This window comes from Streptococcus sp. 9.1(2021) (assembly GCF_030466425.1).
In the GTDB taxonomy this organism is placed as follows: domain Bacteria; phylum Bacillota; class Bacilli; order Lactobacillales; family Streptococcaceae; genus Streptococcus; species Streptococcus wuxiensis.
The window spans coordinates 365,008-381,698 of record NZ_JAGQFU010000001.1 but is presented as its reverse complement, the minus strand read 5'-3'; the positions used below and the strand labels follow the sequence as shown (position 1 = coordinate 381,698).

Annotated in this window: 15 protein-coding genes and 1 riboswitch; all 15 genes read right to left on the bottom strand. The window is 38.6% G+C overall.

The features are described from left to right. Positions 1-88 precede the first annotated feature (88 nt). Entirely contained in the window at positions 89-1,348 is a 1,260-nt protein-coding gene (locus tag KBU52_RS01915; RefSeq protein ID WP_254724132.1) for a nucleobase:cation symporter-2 family protein, read from the bottom strand. Beyond that, positions 1,348-1,929, bottom strand: coding sequence for a xanthine phosphoribosyltransferase (locus KBU52_RS01910; RefSeq protein WP_016465764.1), 582 nt, complete (start codon positions 1,927-1,929; stop codon positions 1,348-1,350). Before KBU52_RS01910 ends, KBU52_RS01915 begins: the two co-directional genes overlap by 1 nt. Before the next feature lie 76 nt (positions 1,930-2,005). Then, positions 2,006-2,102, bottom strand: a riboswitch (purine riboswitch). Beyond that, positions 2,095-3,078, bottom strand: a complete 984-nt coding sequence (gene guaC, locus KBU52_RS01905; RefSeq protein ID WP_254724131.1) for a GMP reductase — start codon at positions 3,076-3,078, stop codon at positions 2,095-2,097. It overlaps the preceding riboswitch by 8 nt. A 183-nt stretch (positions 3,079-3,261) precedes the next feature. Next, positions 3,262-4,566: an McrC family protein gene (locus KBU52_RS01900; RefSeq protein WP_254724602.1), complete on the bottom strand. Its 1,305-nt coding sequence runs from the start codon at positions 4,564-4,566 to the stop codon at positions 3,262-3,264. After that, complete coding sequence (locus KBU52_RS01895) at positions 4,553-6,460, bottom strand: McrB family protein (RefSeq protein WP_254724130.1); 1,908 nt, start codon at positions 6,458-6,460, stop codon at positions 4,553-4,555. The genes KBU52_RS01900 and KBU52_RS01895 overlap by 14 nt, the downstream gene beginning before the upstream one ends. A gap of 152 nt (positions 6,461-6,612) precedes the next feature. Further along, positions 6,613-7,392, bottom strand: coding sequence for an L-threonylcarbamoyladenylate synthase (locus KBU52_RS01890; protein WP_254724129.1), 780 nt, complete (start codon positions 7,390-7,392; stop codon positions 6,613-6,615). A 27-nt stretch (positions 7,393-7,419) separates the two neighbouring features. Beyond that, positions 7,420-8,013: a 3-isopropylmalate dehydratase small subunit gene (leuD, locus tag KBU52_RS01885; RefSeq protein WP_254724128.1), complete on the bottom strand. Its 594-nt coding sequence runs from the start codon at positions 8,011-8,013 to the stop codon at positions 7,420-7,422. A gap of 9 nt (positions 8,014-8,022) precedes the next feature. Beyond that, positions 8,023-9,405: a 3-isopropylmalate dehydratase large subunit gene (gene leuC, locus KBU52_RS01880; protein WP_254724127.1), complete on the bottom strand. Its 1,383-nt coding sequence runs from the start codon at positions 9,403-9,405 to the stop codon at positions 8,023-8,025. Between the two features lie 3 nt (positions 9,406-9,408). Further along, on the bottom strand, positions 9,409-9,678 hold the full coding sequence (locus KBU52_RS01875) for a DUF1294 domain-containing protein (protein WP_254724126.1): 270 nt from the start codon (positions 9,676-9,678) through the stop codon (positions 9,409-9,411). Continuing rightward, complete coding sequence (gene leuB, locus KBU52_RS01870; RefSeq protein ID WP_254724125.1) at positions 9,675-10,712, bottom strand: 3-isopropylmalate dehydrogenase; 1,038 nt, start codon at positions 10,710-10,712, stop codon at positions 9,675-9,677. Before leuB ends, KBU52_RS01875 begins: the two co-directional genes overlap by 4 nt. An 11-nt stretch (positions 10,713-10,723) precedes the next feature. After that, positions 10,724-12,286, bottom strand: a complete 1,563-nt coding sequence (locus KBU52_RS01865) for a 2-isopropylmalate synthase (RefSeq protein ID WP_254724124.1) — start codon at positions 12,284-12,286, stop codon at positions 10,724-10,726. A 314-nt stretch (positions 12,287-12,600) separates the two neighbouring features. Beyond that, on the bottom strand, positions 12,601-13,257 hold the full coding sequence (locus tag KBU52_RS01860) for an MmcQ/YjbR family DNA-binding protein (RefSeq protein ID WP_254724123.1): 657 nt from the start codon (positions 13,255-13,257) through the stop codon (positions 12,601-12,603). 43 nt (positions 13,258-13,300) lie between these two features. After that, positions 13,301-13,933 (bottom strand): copper homeostasis protein CutC, encoded by a 633-nt coding sequence (locus KBU52_RS01855; RefSeq protein ID WP_254724122.1) that lies wholly within the window; start codon positions 13,931-13,933, stop codon positions 13,301-13,303. Positions 13,934-14,025: 92 nt separating this feature from the next. Next, a complete protein-coding gene (locus tag KBU52_RS01850) occupies positions 14,026-14,385 on the bottom strand; it encodes a YbaN family protein (protein ID WP_006148621.1) in 360 nt (119 codons plus the stop codon). A gap of 108 nt (positions 14,386-14,493) precedes the next feature. Beyond that, entirely contained in the window at positions 14,494-16,581 is a 2,088-nt protein-coding gene (gene topA, locus KBU52_RS01845) for a type I DNA topoisomerase (RefSeq protein WP_254724121.1), read from the bottom strand. Positions 16,582-16,691: the final 110 nt, after the last annotated feature.

Below are 16,691 nucleotides of genomic sequence, written 5' to 3'. Positions count from 1 at the left end.
CCATTTTACCATAAAAAGGACTATAGAAACAATACAGAAGCTCTAAAAAACAAAATGAGAAGGATATTTCTATCCTTCTCACTTATTTTTATTTTTTACGATTCAAAATAGCGTTCAAAATGATGGCCACTGTACTTGCAATGACGATACCATTTGAGAAGAACATCTGTAATTCTGTTGGTAAAGTATTGAAGAGGTTGCTTCCGTTTAATCCCACACCAGCAGCAATAGAAACTGCTGCAATGAGGAAGTTATGTTCATTATGTTCGAAGTCCACACGTGCCAAGATTTGCATCCCTTGAAGTGAAACGAAACCAAACATGACGAGCATGGCTCCACCTAGAACAGGGCTAGGAATAATCTGTGCTAAGGCACCAAACTTAGGCAAGAGACCAAGTAAGATGAGGAAACCACCAGCATAGTAGATTGGCAAGCGTGTACGAATACCTGAAAGTTTCACCAAACCTACGTTTTGTGAAAATCCTGTATAAGGGAAGGTATTGAAAAGTCCACCAAGTAAAACAGCAAGACCTTCAGCACGATAACCATTACGGAGACGAGTGCTATCAATTGGATCTTTAGTAATATCAGAAAGGGCAAGATATACACCAGTTGATTCTACCATTGATACAGTAGCGATAATACACATCATTACAATAGAAGAAATCTCAAATTGTGGAGCACCAAAGTAGAATGGAGTTGGGATATGAACAAGTGGAGCTTCTGCTACTGGAGAGAAATCAACCAAGCCCATAGTCGCAGCGATGATAGTACCTGCAATCAAACCAATCAAAATTGAAATAGATTTAATGAATCCTTTTGTAAAGATATTAACCAAGAGAATGATAAGAATGGTGATTGTTGCTAACGCTAGACTTTGTCCCGTTGGTTTTTCGACATTATTTCCCATATTTCCGATAGCTGCTGGAATCAAGGTCAATCCGATTGTTGTAATGACAGAACCCGTTACGATTGAAGGGAACAGATTAGCAATCTTAGAAAATACGCCTGCTACAAGAACGACATAAATACCAGAAGCAATCAAGGCACCAAACATAGCACCACTACCGTGACTTTGTCCAATCATAATAAGTGGAGCAACAGACTGAAAGGCCACACCCAGAACAACCGGTAAACCGACACCGAAATATTTATTTAATTGTAACTGCAATAGAGTTGCGACCCCACACATAAAGATATCTGTAGAGATAAGGTATGTCAGTTGTTGAGGTGAGTAACCTAGGGCACCTGCAATCATGATTGGTACCAGGATTGAACCTGAGTACATGGCAAGTAAGTGTTGCAAGCCCAATACGGCCGCTTTTGAGTGGTTTTCTTTTTGATTCATTAGATGTCTGCCTCCTTGAAGATAACTCTTCCATTTTCAAAACGCTCTAAACGAGCAAGTGATACTACCTGATGACCTGATTTTTCTAACAGTTCACGACCATCTTGGAAAGATTTTTCAATCACAATCCCGACGGCTTCGACTGTAGCACCAGCTTGTTCGATAATTTGAATCAAACCTTTAGCTGCTTGACCATTAGCCAAGAAATCATCAATAATTAATACTTTATCTCCTGGAGATAAGAACTTCCCTGCAATGGATACGGTACTAGTAACTTGCTTAGTGAAAGAATAAACCTCAGCAGTTAAAATTCCCTCATTCATGGTAATATTTTTTGCCTTCTTAGCAAAAATCATAGGTACATCTAATTGTTCAGCAACATATAGAGCTGGAGCAATTCCAGATGCTTCAATGGTTACGACTTTGGTAATACCTGCATTTTTAAAATATTCTGCAAAGGTGCGACCAATCTCGCGCATTAAGGAAAAATCCACTTGGTGAGTCAAGAATGAATCCACCTTAAGAATATTCTCACCTAGAATATTCCCATCTTTTAAAATACGTTCCTCTAGTAATTTCACAATAACCTCCGAAATAAAAAGGGACTCACAAAGCAAGTCCCTCGGAAACATAGAAACAGATAGTACTGCTTCTTTTATCTCTCTTCGACTTACTCATTGTTAGGTATTTACGGTACCTTGTAGAAACGCCACGCCAATTCGCAGCATAAATAAGTAATCATATTTTTAGTGAGCATCTCCATTCCAGATAGAGTTCTTCACAATCACATAATCTACATGTCTAAGATCAGCTACCTTTCGACCTCCAGCATAAGAAATCGAACTTTGCAAATCTTGTTCCATCTCAGTTAGGGTATCTTGTAAATGTCCTTTGGCAGGAAGAAGAATTTTCTTACCTTCGACATTCTTATAGGCACCTTTTTGGTATTCTGAAGCAGAACCATAGTATTCTTTAAATTGTTTCCCATCGACTTCGACAGTTTTACCAGGGCTTTCGATATGGCCTGCAAATAAAGAACCAATCATAACCATACTTGCACCAAAGCGGATTGACTTGGCAATATCTCCGTGTGTACGGATACCACCATCAGCAATAATCGGTTTACGCGCAGCTTTCGCACACCAGCGAAGGGCAGCTAACTGCCAACCACCAGTACCAAAACCAGTTTTAACCTTAGTAATACATACTTTACCTGGACCGATCCCGACCTTAGTAGCGTCTGCTCCAGCATTTTCAAGTTCACGAACTGCCTCGGGAGTACCAACGTTACCAGCGATGACAAAGGTATCTGGCAATTCTTTCTTAATGTGCTGAATCATTGAAATCACACTGTCGGCATGTCCATGAGCGATATCAATAGTGATATACTCTGGGGCATCTTCCTTTAATTGACTAACAAAGTCATACTCATAATCCTTAACACCAACAGAGATAGAAGCAATCAACCCTTTTTCATGCATGCGTTTTACAAAAGGAATGCGTCCAGCTTCATCGAAGCGATGCATGATATAGAAATAACCACCTTTTGCAAGTTGTTCTGCAACATCTTCATCCAAGATAGTTTGCATATTAGAAGGAACAACTGGTAATTTAAAGGTGTGCTTCCCTAGTGTTACTTGTGTGTCAGCTTCTGCTCGACTTTGAAGAACACACTTATTAGGAATTAGTTGAATATCTTCATAGTCAAAAATCGGAAATTCGTTTAACATTTCGATGTCTCGTTTCTTTTATAATGACCTACCTATGCTTGCGCATCACTACGCCTTTTCCGACGTTTCCTTTAAAGATTATAAACTAAGGTAAAGTTTTTGTCAATTATTTTGAAACCTAAAATTTATAACGTTCGGATTTTACTGCTAATTTCATATAAAAATAGAGAGTTTATAGGCTCTCTATTTTTGATTTATATTATTTTGAAAAATTTTTTCTGACACCCCTAGCATTTCATAGAATTCGCTGTAGGATGACGTCTTTTGAGGAATTTGGATAGACCACTTTTTAAGCAAGACCCCATAACCTTCAACTTTTCCTATTTCACTACTTACTGTCTGATCTATGCTAGGGAAAATCAAGCCAGCTTTCTCTGCTTGTAAGATATAAGCATAAGAAATCAATTGAAATAGATCATCACGATTGATTCCCTTTTCAGTCAATTCCAGTTTTTTATATTTAGCATCTAGAATAATCTTTCGTTCCCTATCATAAAAATCTGGATATACTTTTCTTTCACGATTAGAAAATACTGAAATACCGTCCGTTTTATCCTTATTTCTAGGATGGATAAAATCTTTTGGCAACAAGGTATGAACATACTCTTCCCAAAGCCAGGCAACGTCAAAAAGAATACCATGGATTTTTTGCTCTTGGTATCCTAAACCATGCTCTTCTCTATTTAGGATCATCAGACAAAGTTCTTGCAATTTTCTGTACTCTCGAAAGTAGGCATGACGAAGGGGTTTATCTTGATTTCGTCGAATAACCTTAGCACGATTAGCTATTTTATAAGAGGGCGTTACTCGTACGATTTCTGCCACATTTTCACGGCTAGTTGAGAGATTTTCAAGAACTCCTCTCCCTATACTTTTCTGATTCTTCATGAATTCAATTGTGTGACGGATCAGTTGCATCATCGGATTGTCAAAAGCAAACTCTCTTGTTGTATAGGCAACATTTCCCGTGAAAGGAAGATTTTTCTTGAGATGATTTCCTACATCAACTACTCCGTTAACATGACTGTCGTTATGAAAAAATCTCTGGTATTCCTTATAATGACCTTTTCGAAGAGCAGCTTGCAAATACTTGGGAAATAGATACATCAAAAGTTGATAGAGTCTTTCCTCGCGCGATAAACCAACCTCCAAACTAGTGAGATTGATATTTAGAACTTTCTGCAATAGATAATGCAAAAAATAGTCATCACTTTTACTCGAAAAGCGAGAAGAAATGGTTAATCTCTCCTGACCACACCCCAGAAATCCAATCACATTCCCTGTCTTAATTTTCTGATTGACTGTTTCCAAAATCTTTTGGTCCTTATCCAAATCAGGAGAATTTTTCAGGTCGTTTGGAAATATAAAGATACTATCTTCTTGAGAAAGATTATCTAGAGTTCTATCTAAAAGAACTTGACTAATTTTAGGATATTCTGTGATAAACTCTTCTTTGTTTAAGCCCTGTTGATTGTCAGTTAACTGCATCGTCATCACCAATATCTTGCTGATTTGTCAGATCATATGCTTTTTTCAAAGTATTCAGTATTTCATCTTCTTCATAAGAACCACGCAAGTAATCTTCCAAAAGTGGTTTAAGATAATCAGACCAGAGTAACTCATAGTCAAAGTTTACATCTTCTAACTTAAGAAAATAACTTGGTCCGATATGATAATGACTATTTAGTTCCTGAACTTTTTCAATTTCAGCATTCAAGTTTCTTAGACGCGCTTTAGCTTCTTCAGCCTTATCACCAAGAGCATCATCTAGCATGCCTAGTTGGCTTTCAGCAGTAATTTCAACAAAACGGAAACGACGGCGCATAGCAAAATCAAAGGTGTCTACCGAACGGTCAATATCATTCATAGTTCCAATGATGTAAACATTTTCTGGGATATAAAACTTTTCATCGTTTTCGTGTAGATTGGCATATTGGGTAGATACACTTCCCTTTTCACCACGATATCCAGGATCAACAGAGAAAAATAGTTCCCCAAAAATCTTAGAAATCTCACCACGATTGATCTCATCGATGATGAAGACGAATTTCTTATCAGTATCAATTTCTGTTGGGGAAAGGTAGTCTTTCAGACCAAATCTCTTTCTCAATGTTTCTAGGACAGTTTTTCCACCACTTTTGTAGTATTCTTGCTTATTATAATTTTTATCTTTATACAACTCATAAACATATTTGCGAGGTAGTGACCATCCTGGAACACCACTATCATAATTTACTGACAAATTTTGTCTACTATTAACAGATAAGTAAGATGTTTTTGTTATATATTCTTTTTCTTCAGCAACATTTATATATTCTAAGTAAGAATCCCAAGCCTCATCAAAATTATCTTGTCCTCCAATCAATTGGGCTTCTTTTGCTTTCTGACAAAAATCTTTAAAAATACCATCCTGTAGCCTAAACTCAATAGCTCCATCCCCATTTGATACCGGTCTCAACCCCTCTACAAAATCTGTATAGTCATAGGATGGATGAAACTGAACAAAGCCGATTTGATCTTCGTTACCATCTGTTAATTCTTTGGCAATTTCTTTAGCAAGATAAGTTTTTCCTGTACCAGGAGCACCACGAAGAATGAGGTTTTTGGATTGTAGTAGAGTTTGACTCGATGGATAATAAACCTTATATTCTAGAGACATTTTTTCTTCTTTCTTTTCTTTTTCGTCTAAAAATTGTGTTGAATATTCAAATAAGATACTTCCCAACAATGATGGTTCCAGCTCAGGATACTTTTGCAATACGAGTTGACAAATCTCATGATTCTGAAGATAAGGCCCTCCTTGATTTTTTTGAGGAAGTAGCTTGTTCCAGAATCTCTTTTGACTATTCATATTTACCCCTAAAAAAGAATGATTCTCAGAATAAATACAAAGTAATTTTGTCACCACCGCAGAACGACCAATAAATTCATTTGTTGACTTTTTCATATCAAAGATAACATTATCAAATTTAAGATGAATACCTTCTTTAATAATTTCGTACAAATCTGTTTTTAATTTAGTAAATCGCTGATCCAACTCTGAAAGCGAAATGACTTTATTAGCTTGATCTTTATAACTCTTTGTTTTTTCATTCCAATAAATACCAAATTTTGAAGAACCTCCGCCTCCAATTCCCATAAATAAAGATTTGTATTTCCCCCTCTCAAGACCGTAGCAAAAAGAATTACTTTGAGCTCCTTTTCCAATGACGTATTCATCGATAGATAGTGTTAAAATTCTATCAAGTGGCCACTCTTTAAGAAATTCTTCACGTAATTGTTCATTGTAAATACTATATTTAGATGCATCTTCTCTTAATCTTATTTTATTTTCTTGGTACCAAGCATAAAAATCTTCCAAACTGACTTTTCTTTTTAGCATCAATCTTACTCCTTTTATAATAATGTTCGAATAAAAAACTATATATTTCATATATAGAATATCATACCCTATAAAAAATGAAAAGAATTTCTAAAGAAAAAGCCCAGCGTTAGGAGCTTCAATATCTCTTAACACTAGACTTCTTTTTAATATTAATAATACTCACCCTGACGGTAGTCCCATGAGTTAAAGGTGTCTGACAGATGCATCATGATTTTATCGATGTCAAGTCCTTTACGGATCACAACTGGTGCTGGTGAAATTGAGCGTGCTCCTCCTTGTTCTGGAATAAGCTTGCCGTCTTTATCGACCATAGACACCATCACACCTTGCTCGTAGCGAGTTTCAATCGTTTTGTCTGGCTGGATTGAAGCAACGTAGTCGTCTGCTTCGATGACAAGATCCACTGCTCCTTCGATACGCTCCCCAATTCCTTCCACTTTACCACGGTTCCCTTTTCCAGATGGATTTGCAGATGAGGCATAAACCATTTTACCTTCTTCCCAAAGTTTAGCAGCCAACTGTTCACCAGCTTTACCAAACTTGATGACAAAACAGCTAGTACCACGAACATCTGTCATGAGTTCTTCACGTCCATCATCGTATGCTTTCAATTTTTCAAAAGCTTCTGGTTTCCAAGGAAGGATACAACCAAGGAGAATATCTTCGTCCCAATGTTTTTGATAGAAAGCCTCGATTTCAGGATTTAGCTGTGCTAAGGCGCGAAGCTCATCCATGCTACCACAGAGGACTACGCCTGGTTTGTTACGATTACGTTCTTTGGCTTCAAACTTACGCTCAAGTCCTGCCTTATCGCTAGTCATGATAATGTAACCAACTTTAGTAGGACAAACGATACATCCGCCGTCACCTTTTAAAATGTCGTAGCCTTCTTGTGAAAGTGTTCCGTCCCATCGAATGTGTTTTGTCATAGTTCTATTTCCTTTTCTATATTTATTCTAATCCTGCCAGTAGGCTGGACGTTGTTTCTCATAAGCAGCAATCAAATCTTCATACTGCATGGTAATACCGATATCATCCAAACCATTTAAGAGCTTGTGTTTCCATTCGCTATCGATTTCGAAAGTGAATTCTCCAACTGGTGTGATGATTTTTTGTTGCTCCAAGTCGACAGTTACCTGGTCGCTTGGTTTCAATTGGGCGAGTTTTTCTCTAACTTCCCTTGGTTGAACAATTGGCAACATACCATTATTGAGCTCATTATTGTAATGAATATCTCCAAAAGATCCTGCAATTACGACCTTAAAACCATAGTCTGCTAGCGCCCAAGCTGCGTGCTCTCTAGAAGAGCCGGCTCCAAAGTTATCTCCCGTGATGAGGATAGTAGCTTTGCTATATTCAGGTCGGTTAAAGACAAAATCTGGATCCTCAGTGTACTTATCGTCCAAATAACGCCAAGCATACATGAGGTATTTGCCAAAACCTTTCTTGTCAATCAACTTCAGAAACTGTTTGGGAAGAATTTGGTCGGTATCGATATTGTCATTCATCAGAGGAACGGTCGTTCCCGTATAAACTGTAAAATTCTCCATATCCTCTCCTTACTGAGCTTCTGGCATTTTCCGTACATCTACGAAACGTCCTGCAATTGCTGCCGCAGCTGCCATAGCTGGACTACAAAGATGAGTCTTAGCACCAAAGCCCTGCCGATCTTCAAAGTTACGGTTGCTAGTTGAGGCACAATGAACACCATCTGGTACTTTATCAGGATTCATTCCTAGACACATAGAACACCCTGGATCTCTCCATTCGAAGCCAGCATCTAGGAATACCTTGTCCAAACCTAACTTCTCAGCAGCTCGCTTGACAGGTCGAGAACCAGGTACCACGATAGCCGTCAAATTTGGTGCAATCTTTTTCCCTTCTACAAATCGAGCCGCCAGTTGCAAATCACTAAGTCTAGCGTTGGTACAAGAACCAATAAAGACATAGCCTAGTTGGATATCTGCTGGTTTTTGACCTGGTTGCAAATCCATGTAATGATAGGCTCGTTCATCATTCATATCCTTAATTTCTGGGAAACTAGAATCAAAGTCAACACCCATAGCGGGATTAGTACCCCAAGTCACCATTGGAGCCAATTCTGACACATCCAAACGAATAACCTTATCATAAACGGCATCTTCATCACTAACCAGTCTTTTCCAATCAGCTACTGCTTCATCAAAATCTTTAGGTACACACTCTCGTCCCTTTAAATAGTCAAAAGTTGTCTGATCTGGATTCATGATTCCCATTTTGGAGCCAAACTCGACGGACATATTGCAGATAGTCATACGCTCTTCCATGCTAAGTGCATCAATGGCCTGACCTCGATACTCCACCACGTAGCCAACACCACAAGCAACACCGTATTTGGCAATCAAGGCTAGAATGAAATCTTTGGCATAAACCCCTTTTTGAGGAACTCCTGTGAATTCCACCAACATTTTCTTTGGTTTAACCTGCCAAATGGTTTGGGTTGCAAAGACATGTTCGACCTCACTGGTTCCAATTCCAAAGGCAATCGCTCCAAAAGCTCCGTGTGTTGCAGTATGGCTATCACCACAGACGATAAATTTTCCTGGTTGTGTTCTTCCTGTTTCTGGACCAACCATATGAACGATACCTTGTTTTTCTGAACCGTGGGCAGCATGTTCGATTCCAAACTCTTCAACATTTTCAGCTAACTTATCAATCTGTGCTTTGGAGATTACATCTCGAATATCATATATATTAACCGTCGGGACATTGTGGTCAAAGGTACCAAATGTTAAATCTGGTCGTCTCAATCTACGTCCTGCATCCCGCAATCCTTGAAAAGCTTGAGGACTGGTCACCTCGTGAATATAGTGTTGATCTACATACATGAGTTGAGGTTGTCCTTCTTCTCCTGTAATCACATGGAGGTCCCATAATTTATCAAAAATCGATTTTCCTGCCATTCATTACCTCCATATCAAATACAAAGTTACTAGTGTAGTCACTATTCCTAGGAACCAAACCGTTTTAAAATACCATTTTCTAGTCTTGTGATGAAAGGTAACACTTGCCAACCAAGCACCAAAACCACCACACAAGAATGCAAATGATAATAAATATTTTTCAGGGATGCGCCAAGCACCTTTTCTTGCTTTGGATTTGTCAATACCATAAATCATAAATACCAATAGATTCCAAATCAAAATAGCAAAAGTAATTCCTTGATTTATCTTCATAATCTTTCAATGATGGCTTCCGTCATTTCCTTGGTCGAAGCCTGTCCTCCTAAATCTCTTGTTAAAATTCCTGCTGCTAAAGTTGCTTCAACAGCATCTTCTATACGCTTAGCATCCTCATATCTCCCAAAACTATCTCGCAACATCATAGCAACTGATAAAATCATAGAAATAGGATTGGCGATTCCTAGGCCTGCGATATCAGGCGCCGAACCATGAATGGGTTCATAGAGGCTTGGCCCATTATCAGAGTGACTGGCTGATGGCATAACCCCAAGTGTACCAGATAGAACACTTGACTCATCCGAGAGGATATCTCCGAAAAGATTCTCTGTCACGATAACATCAAACTTAGCAGGATTGGTAATCATGAGCATAGCAGCTGAGTCGACCAGCTGGTGCTCCAAGGTTACATCGGGATAATCTTTTGCGACTTCCTCAGCCACTCTTCGCCAAAGTTTTGATGTTGCCAAAACATTTTGCTTATCAATACTGGAAAGGATTTTTCTCCGACTTCTTGCAATTTCAAAAGCCTTACGAATAATCCGCTCTACTTCCTCATAACTATAATCATTGATATCACGCGCTTTTCGCTCTTCAAGGATATGATCACCAAAGTAAATCCCACCTGTCAACTCACGCACTACCACAAAGTCAACACCAGCAATTCGTTCAGGTTTGAGAGGCGATAAGTGCTTAAGACTATCAAAAATTTTAACTGGACGAATATTGGCATAAAGATTAAGTTCCTTGCGGAGTGCCAAAAGCCCTTGTTCGGGTCGAACTGTAGCATTATCATACTGAGGACTACCGATTGCAGCTAGGAGAATAGCATCTGCTTCTCTAGCAGCCTTGAGCGTTTCATCAGGTAAGGGATGCCCTACAGCATCAATACCTGTACCTCCGAAGGGTCTTCTATCAATCTCAAAGTCAAAGTCTGTTTTTTTGGCTAAAGCCTCCAGAACTTCTAACCCAGCTTCCATGATTTCTGGTCCAATCCCATCACCTGCTAGAGCAACAATTTTCTTTGTCATGGTATTCTCCTTTAAAGACTAGGCATGTCGCGATAGGAAACATTTGGACCTATCTCTCCGGTATTCTCTTTTTGAACAAAGCTATTGGCATTGATGTAGGCAATAGCTGAAGCCTTCAACACATCGAAATCAATTCCGGCTGCGTTAAAGATTGTTTCTGTTTCTCTATTTTCAACAGTAACTAAGACTCTAGCCTGAGCATCGATTCCATCTGTTACCGCATCAATGGTGTAGGATACCAGGCGAACAGATTGATTAAAGAACTTGTCAACAGCGTTAAAGATCGCTTCAACAGATCCTTGTCCAGTCGCATTAAAGTCGACTTTCTCACCGTCCAAATTAGCCAATCTGACAGTCGCTTCAATTTCATTTTCCGCATGAGTTTGAAGTTGTAAATCATCAAAGTGGAAACCTTCTGGATTTTCAACCATGGTTCCAGCTACCAGAGCACGAATATCCGCGTCTGTGACTTCTTGTTTCTTATCTGCAAGTGATTTGAATTTGTCAAAGAGTGGCTTAATATCCTCTTCTGTGAAGTCTAAGGCCAGTTCTCTCAGTTTTTCTACAAAGGCATGGCGACCAGATAATTTTCCAAGCGGAAGACTATTACTCTTTACACCCACCAATTCTGGTGTTATGATTTCATAGGTAAGTGGGTTTTTAAGAACTCCGTCTTGGTGAATACCTGATTCATGAGAAAAGGCATTTCCACCGACAACTGCCTTATTTTTAGGAACTGGAATTCCTGAGAAACGAGAGACCATTTCAGAAGTATTGATGGTTTCGTTTAGGACAATACTTGTCTCTGCTTGGTAATAATCTTGGCGAATATTGAGAGCTACCGCTATTTCTTCTAAAGCAGCATTTCCAGCTCGCTCCCCGATACCATTGATGGTTCCTTCAACTCGTCCTGCACCATTCTTTACAGCAACGAGGCTATTTGCTACTGCCATTCCGAGGTCATCATGACAGTGAGGAGAATAGATAATCTGACGGTCTGTTTGGACATTGTCAATCAGATATTTAAAGATACTTCCGTATTCCTCTGGTGTAGTAAATCCAACTGTATCAGGAATATTTATGTAGGTTGCCCCCGCATCGACCGCAGTTTGAACGACTTGTAGGAGAAATTCCAGCTCAGTTCTAGTCGCATCTTCTGGAGAGAATTCTACTACTTCAAACTTACTCCGTGCATAGGAAACTTGTTCACTGATCGCTTCCAAAATCTCTTTCTTACTCTTATTGAGCTTATACTTACGATGAATAGGACTTGTTGCTATAAAGACATGTATTTGTGGATACTTAGCATCCTTGAGTGCTTCATAACAAGCGTCAATGTCTGATTTAACAGAACGAGCTAAGCCTGTCACGGCTGTTTTTTTCATAGCCTTAGCAATTTCTTGAACAGCTGTAAATGAATCTGGACTAGCAGCTGGAAAACCAGCTTCGATTGCTGAAATTCCCCATTTTTCTAACTGTTTTGCTATAGCAACCTTTTCCTTTATTGAAAAATTGACACCTGGTGTCTGCTCACCATCTCGGAGACTGGTATCTAAAAACTCAACTACACGCATGAGAATTCTCCCTTCACATTTTCGATATAGAAAAAACATCTCGCTCGGAGTTCCAAGCGAGATGTTGATTTACTCCCGCTTGGTAAGCCAAACAGGACTAATGCTTTTGCACTAGTCCGAGTACCTCAACAACAAAGCAAATTGATTAAACTTAGCTGTTTTCATGTTTGGCTTTCTCCTTTGTTTGATGTCTTGTTTAGTATTCTAGCATAGGAAAAATCACTTGTCAAGAAAAAATCCAATATTTTCTGAAAATTTCTTCAATAAAGAATATTTTGCGAATTGAAAGTATTTGAAAACTCAAATATGTTTATTTATTTCTTAGAAGTCAAAAACCAACTTCTCTCAAATAATTCAAGGACCTTTTCGTCAGTTAGAGTGTCATCGAGTGGAAGACTAATCCAATAGCGTTTATTCATATGAAAGGCTGGATAAATCCCGTTTTGTGAAAGCAAGTCAGCTACTTGGTCGTGTTTGAGGTTGACTGCTTCCACTAGCCCATCTCTCCCCTTATCTAGCCTATCCCAAGGAATTCTCATTAAAATAGCATACCACTTCTGATTATCTTCATGGCGCAAAACCGCCGTATCAGGTGATTTCTCCCATAGATATTCCAGCTGATTGCCATACTTTTCTTGAACAAGCGCCATGATTCTCTTGGTCTGTGGACAGAGAAATTCCTGTACCTCAAAACAAGCCTTTCGAATGCCATAAAGAACTTCTAAACAAGTCTCTCGAACAGTTCCAACAAAAGTACCTCTCATACTTTCCATATGAACTTGAGGATAGAGTTCGCCAGTTTCCTGATCAAAAACCTGAAAAGTTAAATCACTATCCTCAACTGTAATCTTCATAAGAAAATCACCCTGCAAGATAGTCGAACTATAGGTCCATACACCTTGTTTTTCTAAAAATCCATACTCTTTAGCCTTTTTACTATTAAACTGATAGGCCTTAAAAATTTCAAACATAAGCGAAAACTGCTACCAAAAGCTAGCAGTTCCTTTCTATTTTTTAAAAGACAACCTTAGTTCCATGTAATTGTGTCACGCCCAGTTCGTCAATAAAGGTTTGACGGTTGTCCATGTCAATCCCCCCACCAGGTAAAATTTCAATTTTTCCTGCTGCGTGTTCTAAAATTCTGCGATAGTGAGCAAAACGTTTCTCTAACGAGTCGCCAGATACACCAGCTCGAGTGAGGATGCGTGTTACACCAGCCTGGCCGAGCCAATCAATGGCTTCCAACTGATCTTGTTCGCTCAATTCGTCAAAAGCCATATGGAAGACAATCTCCATACCTTTAGATGCAGCAATCAACTTTTCAAGGTTAGCCTTATCCAATTTCTTATCTGCTGTTAAGGCACCAAAGACAACCCCTTGGCTACCTGCTTGAGCAGTTAGACGAATATCCTCAAGCATAATAGAAATCTCGAGGTCATTGTAAACAAAGTCACCACCACGTGGACGAATCATCGTCATGATAGTCGTATCGTAGTTTGATGCAAGTTCAACAGCTGCCTTTGTCACTCCGTAGGTTGGTGTCGTTCCACCAACTGCTAAATTATCACAGAGCTCAATACGGCGAGCTCCAGCTTGCATAGCCTTTTCAAGCAAGGTCACATTTTCAGCACAAAATTCGTAAATCATTTGATACTCCTTGAAGCTTTCTTTGATATTATTATATCATATTGTTTTAAGTAACCCCTACTTTTTATCAAGGAAAATCATGACTTTTTTAGCTATTCTTTATCTGGAATTACCTTAAAGAGATAATAGGTTATAAATACTGTTAAGCAGCCTAAAGCAATTTTTACAGGTAAGAGCGGAGCAAAATAAATGGAGATTCCCATCAAAATATAAATCGATACGATAATCTTCTTCTTTCGTTCACGCGCAATAGACTTAGTTTCTCTGAAGTCCGCAACATAAGTTTGGTAGAGCTTGGTATGATAGAGCCAATCTTCAAAACGTTTAGAGGATTTTGAAAAACAAGCAATTGACAACAAGAGAAAGGGTGTTGTCGGTAATAGTGGCAAGGCAACTCCAACGATTGCTAAAGCTAAAGAAATGAATCCAATGCAAAGATAAATAATGCGCATATCTGCTCCTAAGTAAGAATAATCTTCTTCTAGTTAAGCATAAAAAGATAAAATCTGTCAAGTTTAAATTAAAAAGAGCTGAAATTATCATTTCAGCCCTAATTATTTTTATTTAATCTTTTCTTCTTCGTAGTCACCATTGCTACATACAATCTGTTTCCCACCACCACGGATTTTTTTCTCCATGAGGAAATGACCACATTTAGGACAATCACGTCCAACAGGTTTATCCCAAGAGGTAAACTCACATTCTGGATAACGATTGCATCCATAGAAAATACGATTACGTTTGGTTTTACGTTCGATAATTTGCCCTTGATGACAATTTGGACATGTAACACCGACTTCTTTAACAATGGCTTGCGTATGTCGACAATCTGGAAAATTACTACATGCGTAAAACTTACCGAAGCGTCCAATCTTAATTACCATAGGACTACCACAAACTTCACAGTCAAATCCAGCTGGCTCATCCTTGATTTGAATTTTTTCCATCTCTGCTTCAGCTTTTGCGACCTCTTTAGAGAATGGTTTGTAAAATTCATCAATAACCCGTTGCCACTCTTCTTTTCCGACCTCAACATCGTCCAGTTTACCTTCCATTTCAGCGGTAAACTTCACGTTAACAATGTCTGGGAAATATTCGACAATCAGCTTGTTAACAACTTGTCCCAAATCAGTTGGTTCAAAGCGTTTAGATGCTAGTCTTACATAGTAACGTTTTTGGATTGTTTCAATGGTTGGAGCATAGGTAGATGGACGTCCAACTCCATTTTCTTCCAAGGTTTTAATCAGTGTTGCTTCTGAATATCGTGCCGGTGGTTGTGTGAAATGTTGTTCAGGTTTGCTATTAACCTGTTTAACAACATCACCCACCTTCATATCTGGCAGCATCTTATTCTTATCAGAATCATTGTAAATGGCTAAATAACCATCAAACTTAACCTGACTACCATTCGCCGCGAATTGAACACCATTTTGTGAAAGTTTAACAGCCATGGTATCAAAAATTGCACCAGTCATTTGACTCGCTACAAAGCGGTTCCAGATAAGGGTATAAAGTTTTAGCTGGTCTTTATCCAAATACTTAGCAATTTTCTCAGGTGTATTAAAGACACTTGAAGGACGAATAGCTTCGTGGGCGTCTTGAGCGCCAGAGGCATTTTTCACCTTGCTACCATGTTTAGAATACATACTACCAAAACGTTCATTGATGTAGCTAGCGGCTTCATTCTGAGCAACTGGACTGATACGAGTAGAATCCGTACGCATATAGGTGATCAAACCTTGGACACCTGTACCGATATTGATTCCTTCATAGAGTTGCTGAGCAACCATCATCGTCTTTCGAGTACGGAAGTTAATCTTGTTAGCAGCATCCATCTGCATAGAAGACGTTGTATATGGAAGAGGAGCATTGCGCTTTCTTTCCTTTTTATCTACTTGATCAACTGTAAAATCCTTGCTGTTCAAATGAGATAAAACTTTTTTGACTTCATCATTGGTAGTCAACTTCATCTTCTTGCCATTCATTCCATAAAAAGAAGCTTGGAATTGCTTGGTACCTTTTTTAAAAACACCATCAATCGTCCAATATTCTTCTGGTTGGAAGGCATTGATTTCATTTTCACGATCAATGATTAGCTTAAGAGCAACAGACTGAACACGTCCTGCTGATAAGCCTTTTTTAACCTTTTTCCAAAGAATTGGTGAAATTGAATACCCCACTAAACGGTCCAAAACACGACGGGCTTGTTGGGCATCGACCAAATCCATATTGATTTTACGAGGTTCTTTAAAGGCATTTTTTACTGCATCTTTGGTAATCTCGTTGAAAACAACACGGTTGGTATCATTCTCGTCTAGATCTAAAATATGCGCTAAATGCCATGAAATAGCCTCCCCTTCCCGGTCCGGGTCACTTGCAAGAAAGACTTTATTGGCTTTCTTAGCTTCTTTTTTCAAATCATTGATGAGAGGACCTTTCCCACGAATATTGATATATTGCGGTTCGTAATTATTTTCCACGTCAACTGACATACTTGATTTTTTCAAATCACGAATATGTCCTACGCTGGCTAAAACCTTATAATTACGTCCTAGATATTTCTCAATCGTTTTCGCCTTAGCAGGCGACTCCACGATTACAAGATTTTTTTTACTTGTTGATTTTTTCTTTTTGGTTGCCGTTACCACAGTATCACACCTTCTCAAAGTAATTAAACTTTATAAAGTGTAAACCATTTTTAAAAACCTGTCAAGACATAACACCCATATAATAGAAGAAAAGTTTGCTAAATGAAATC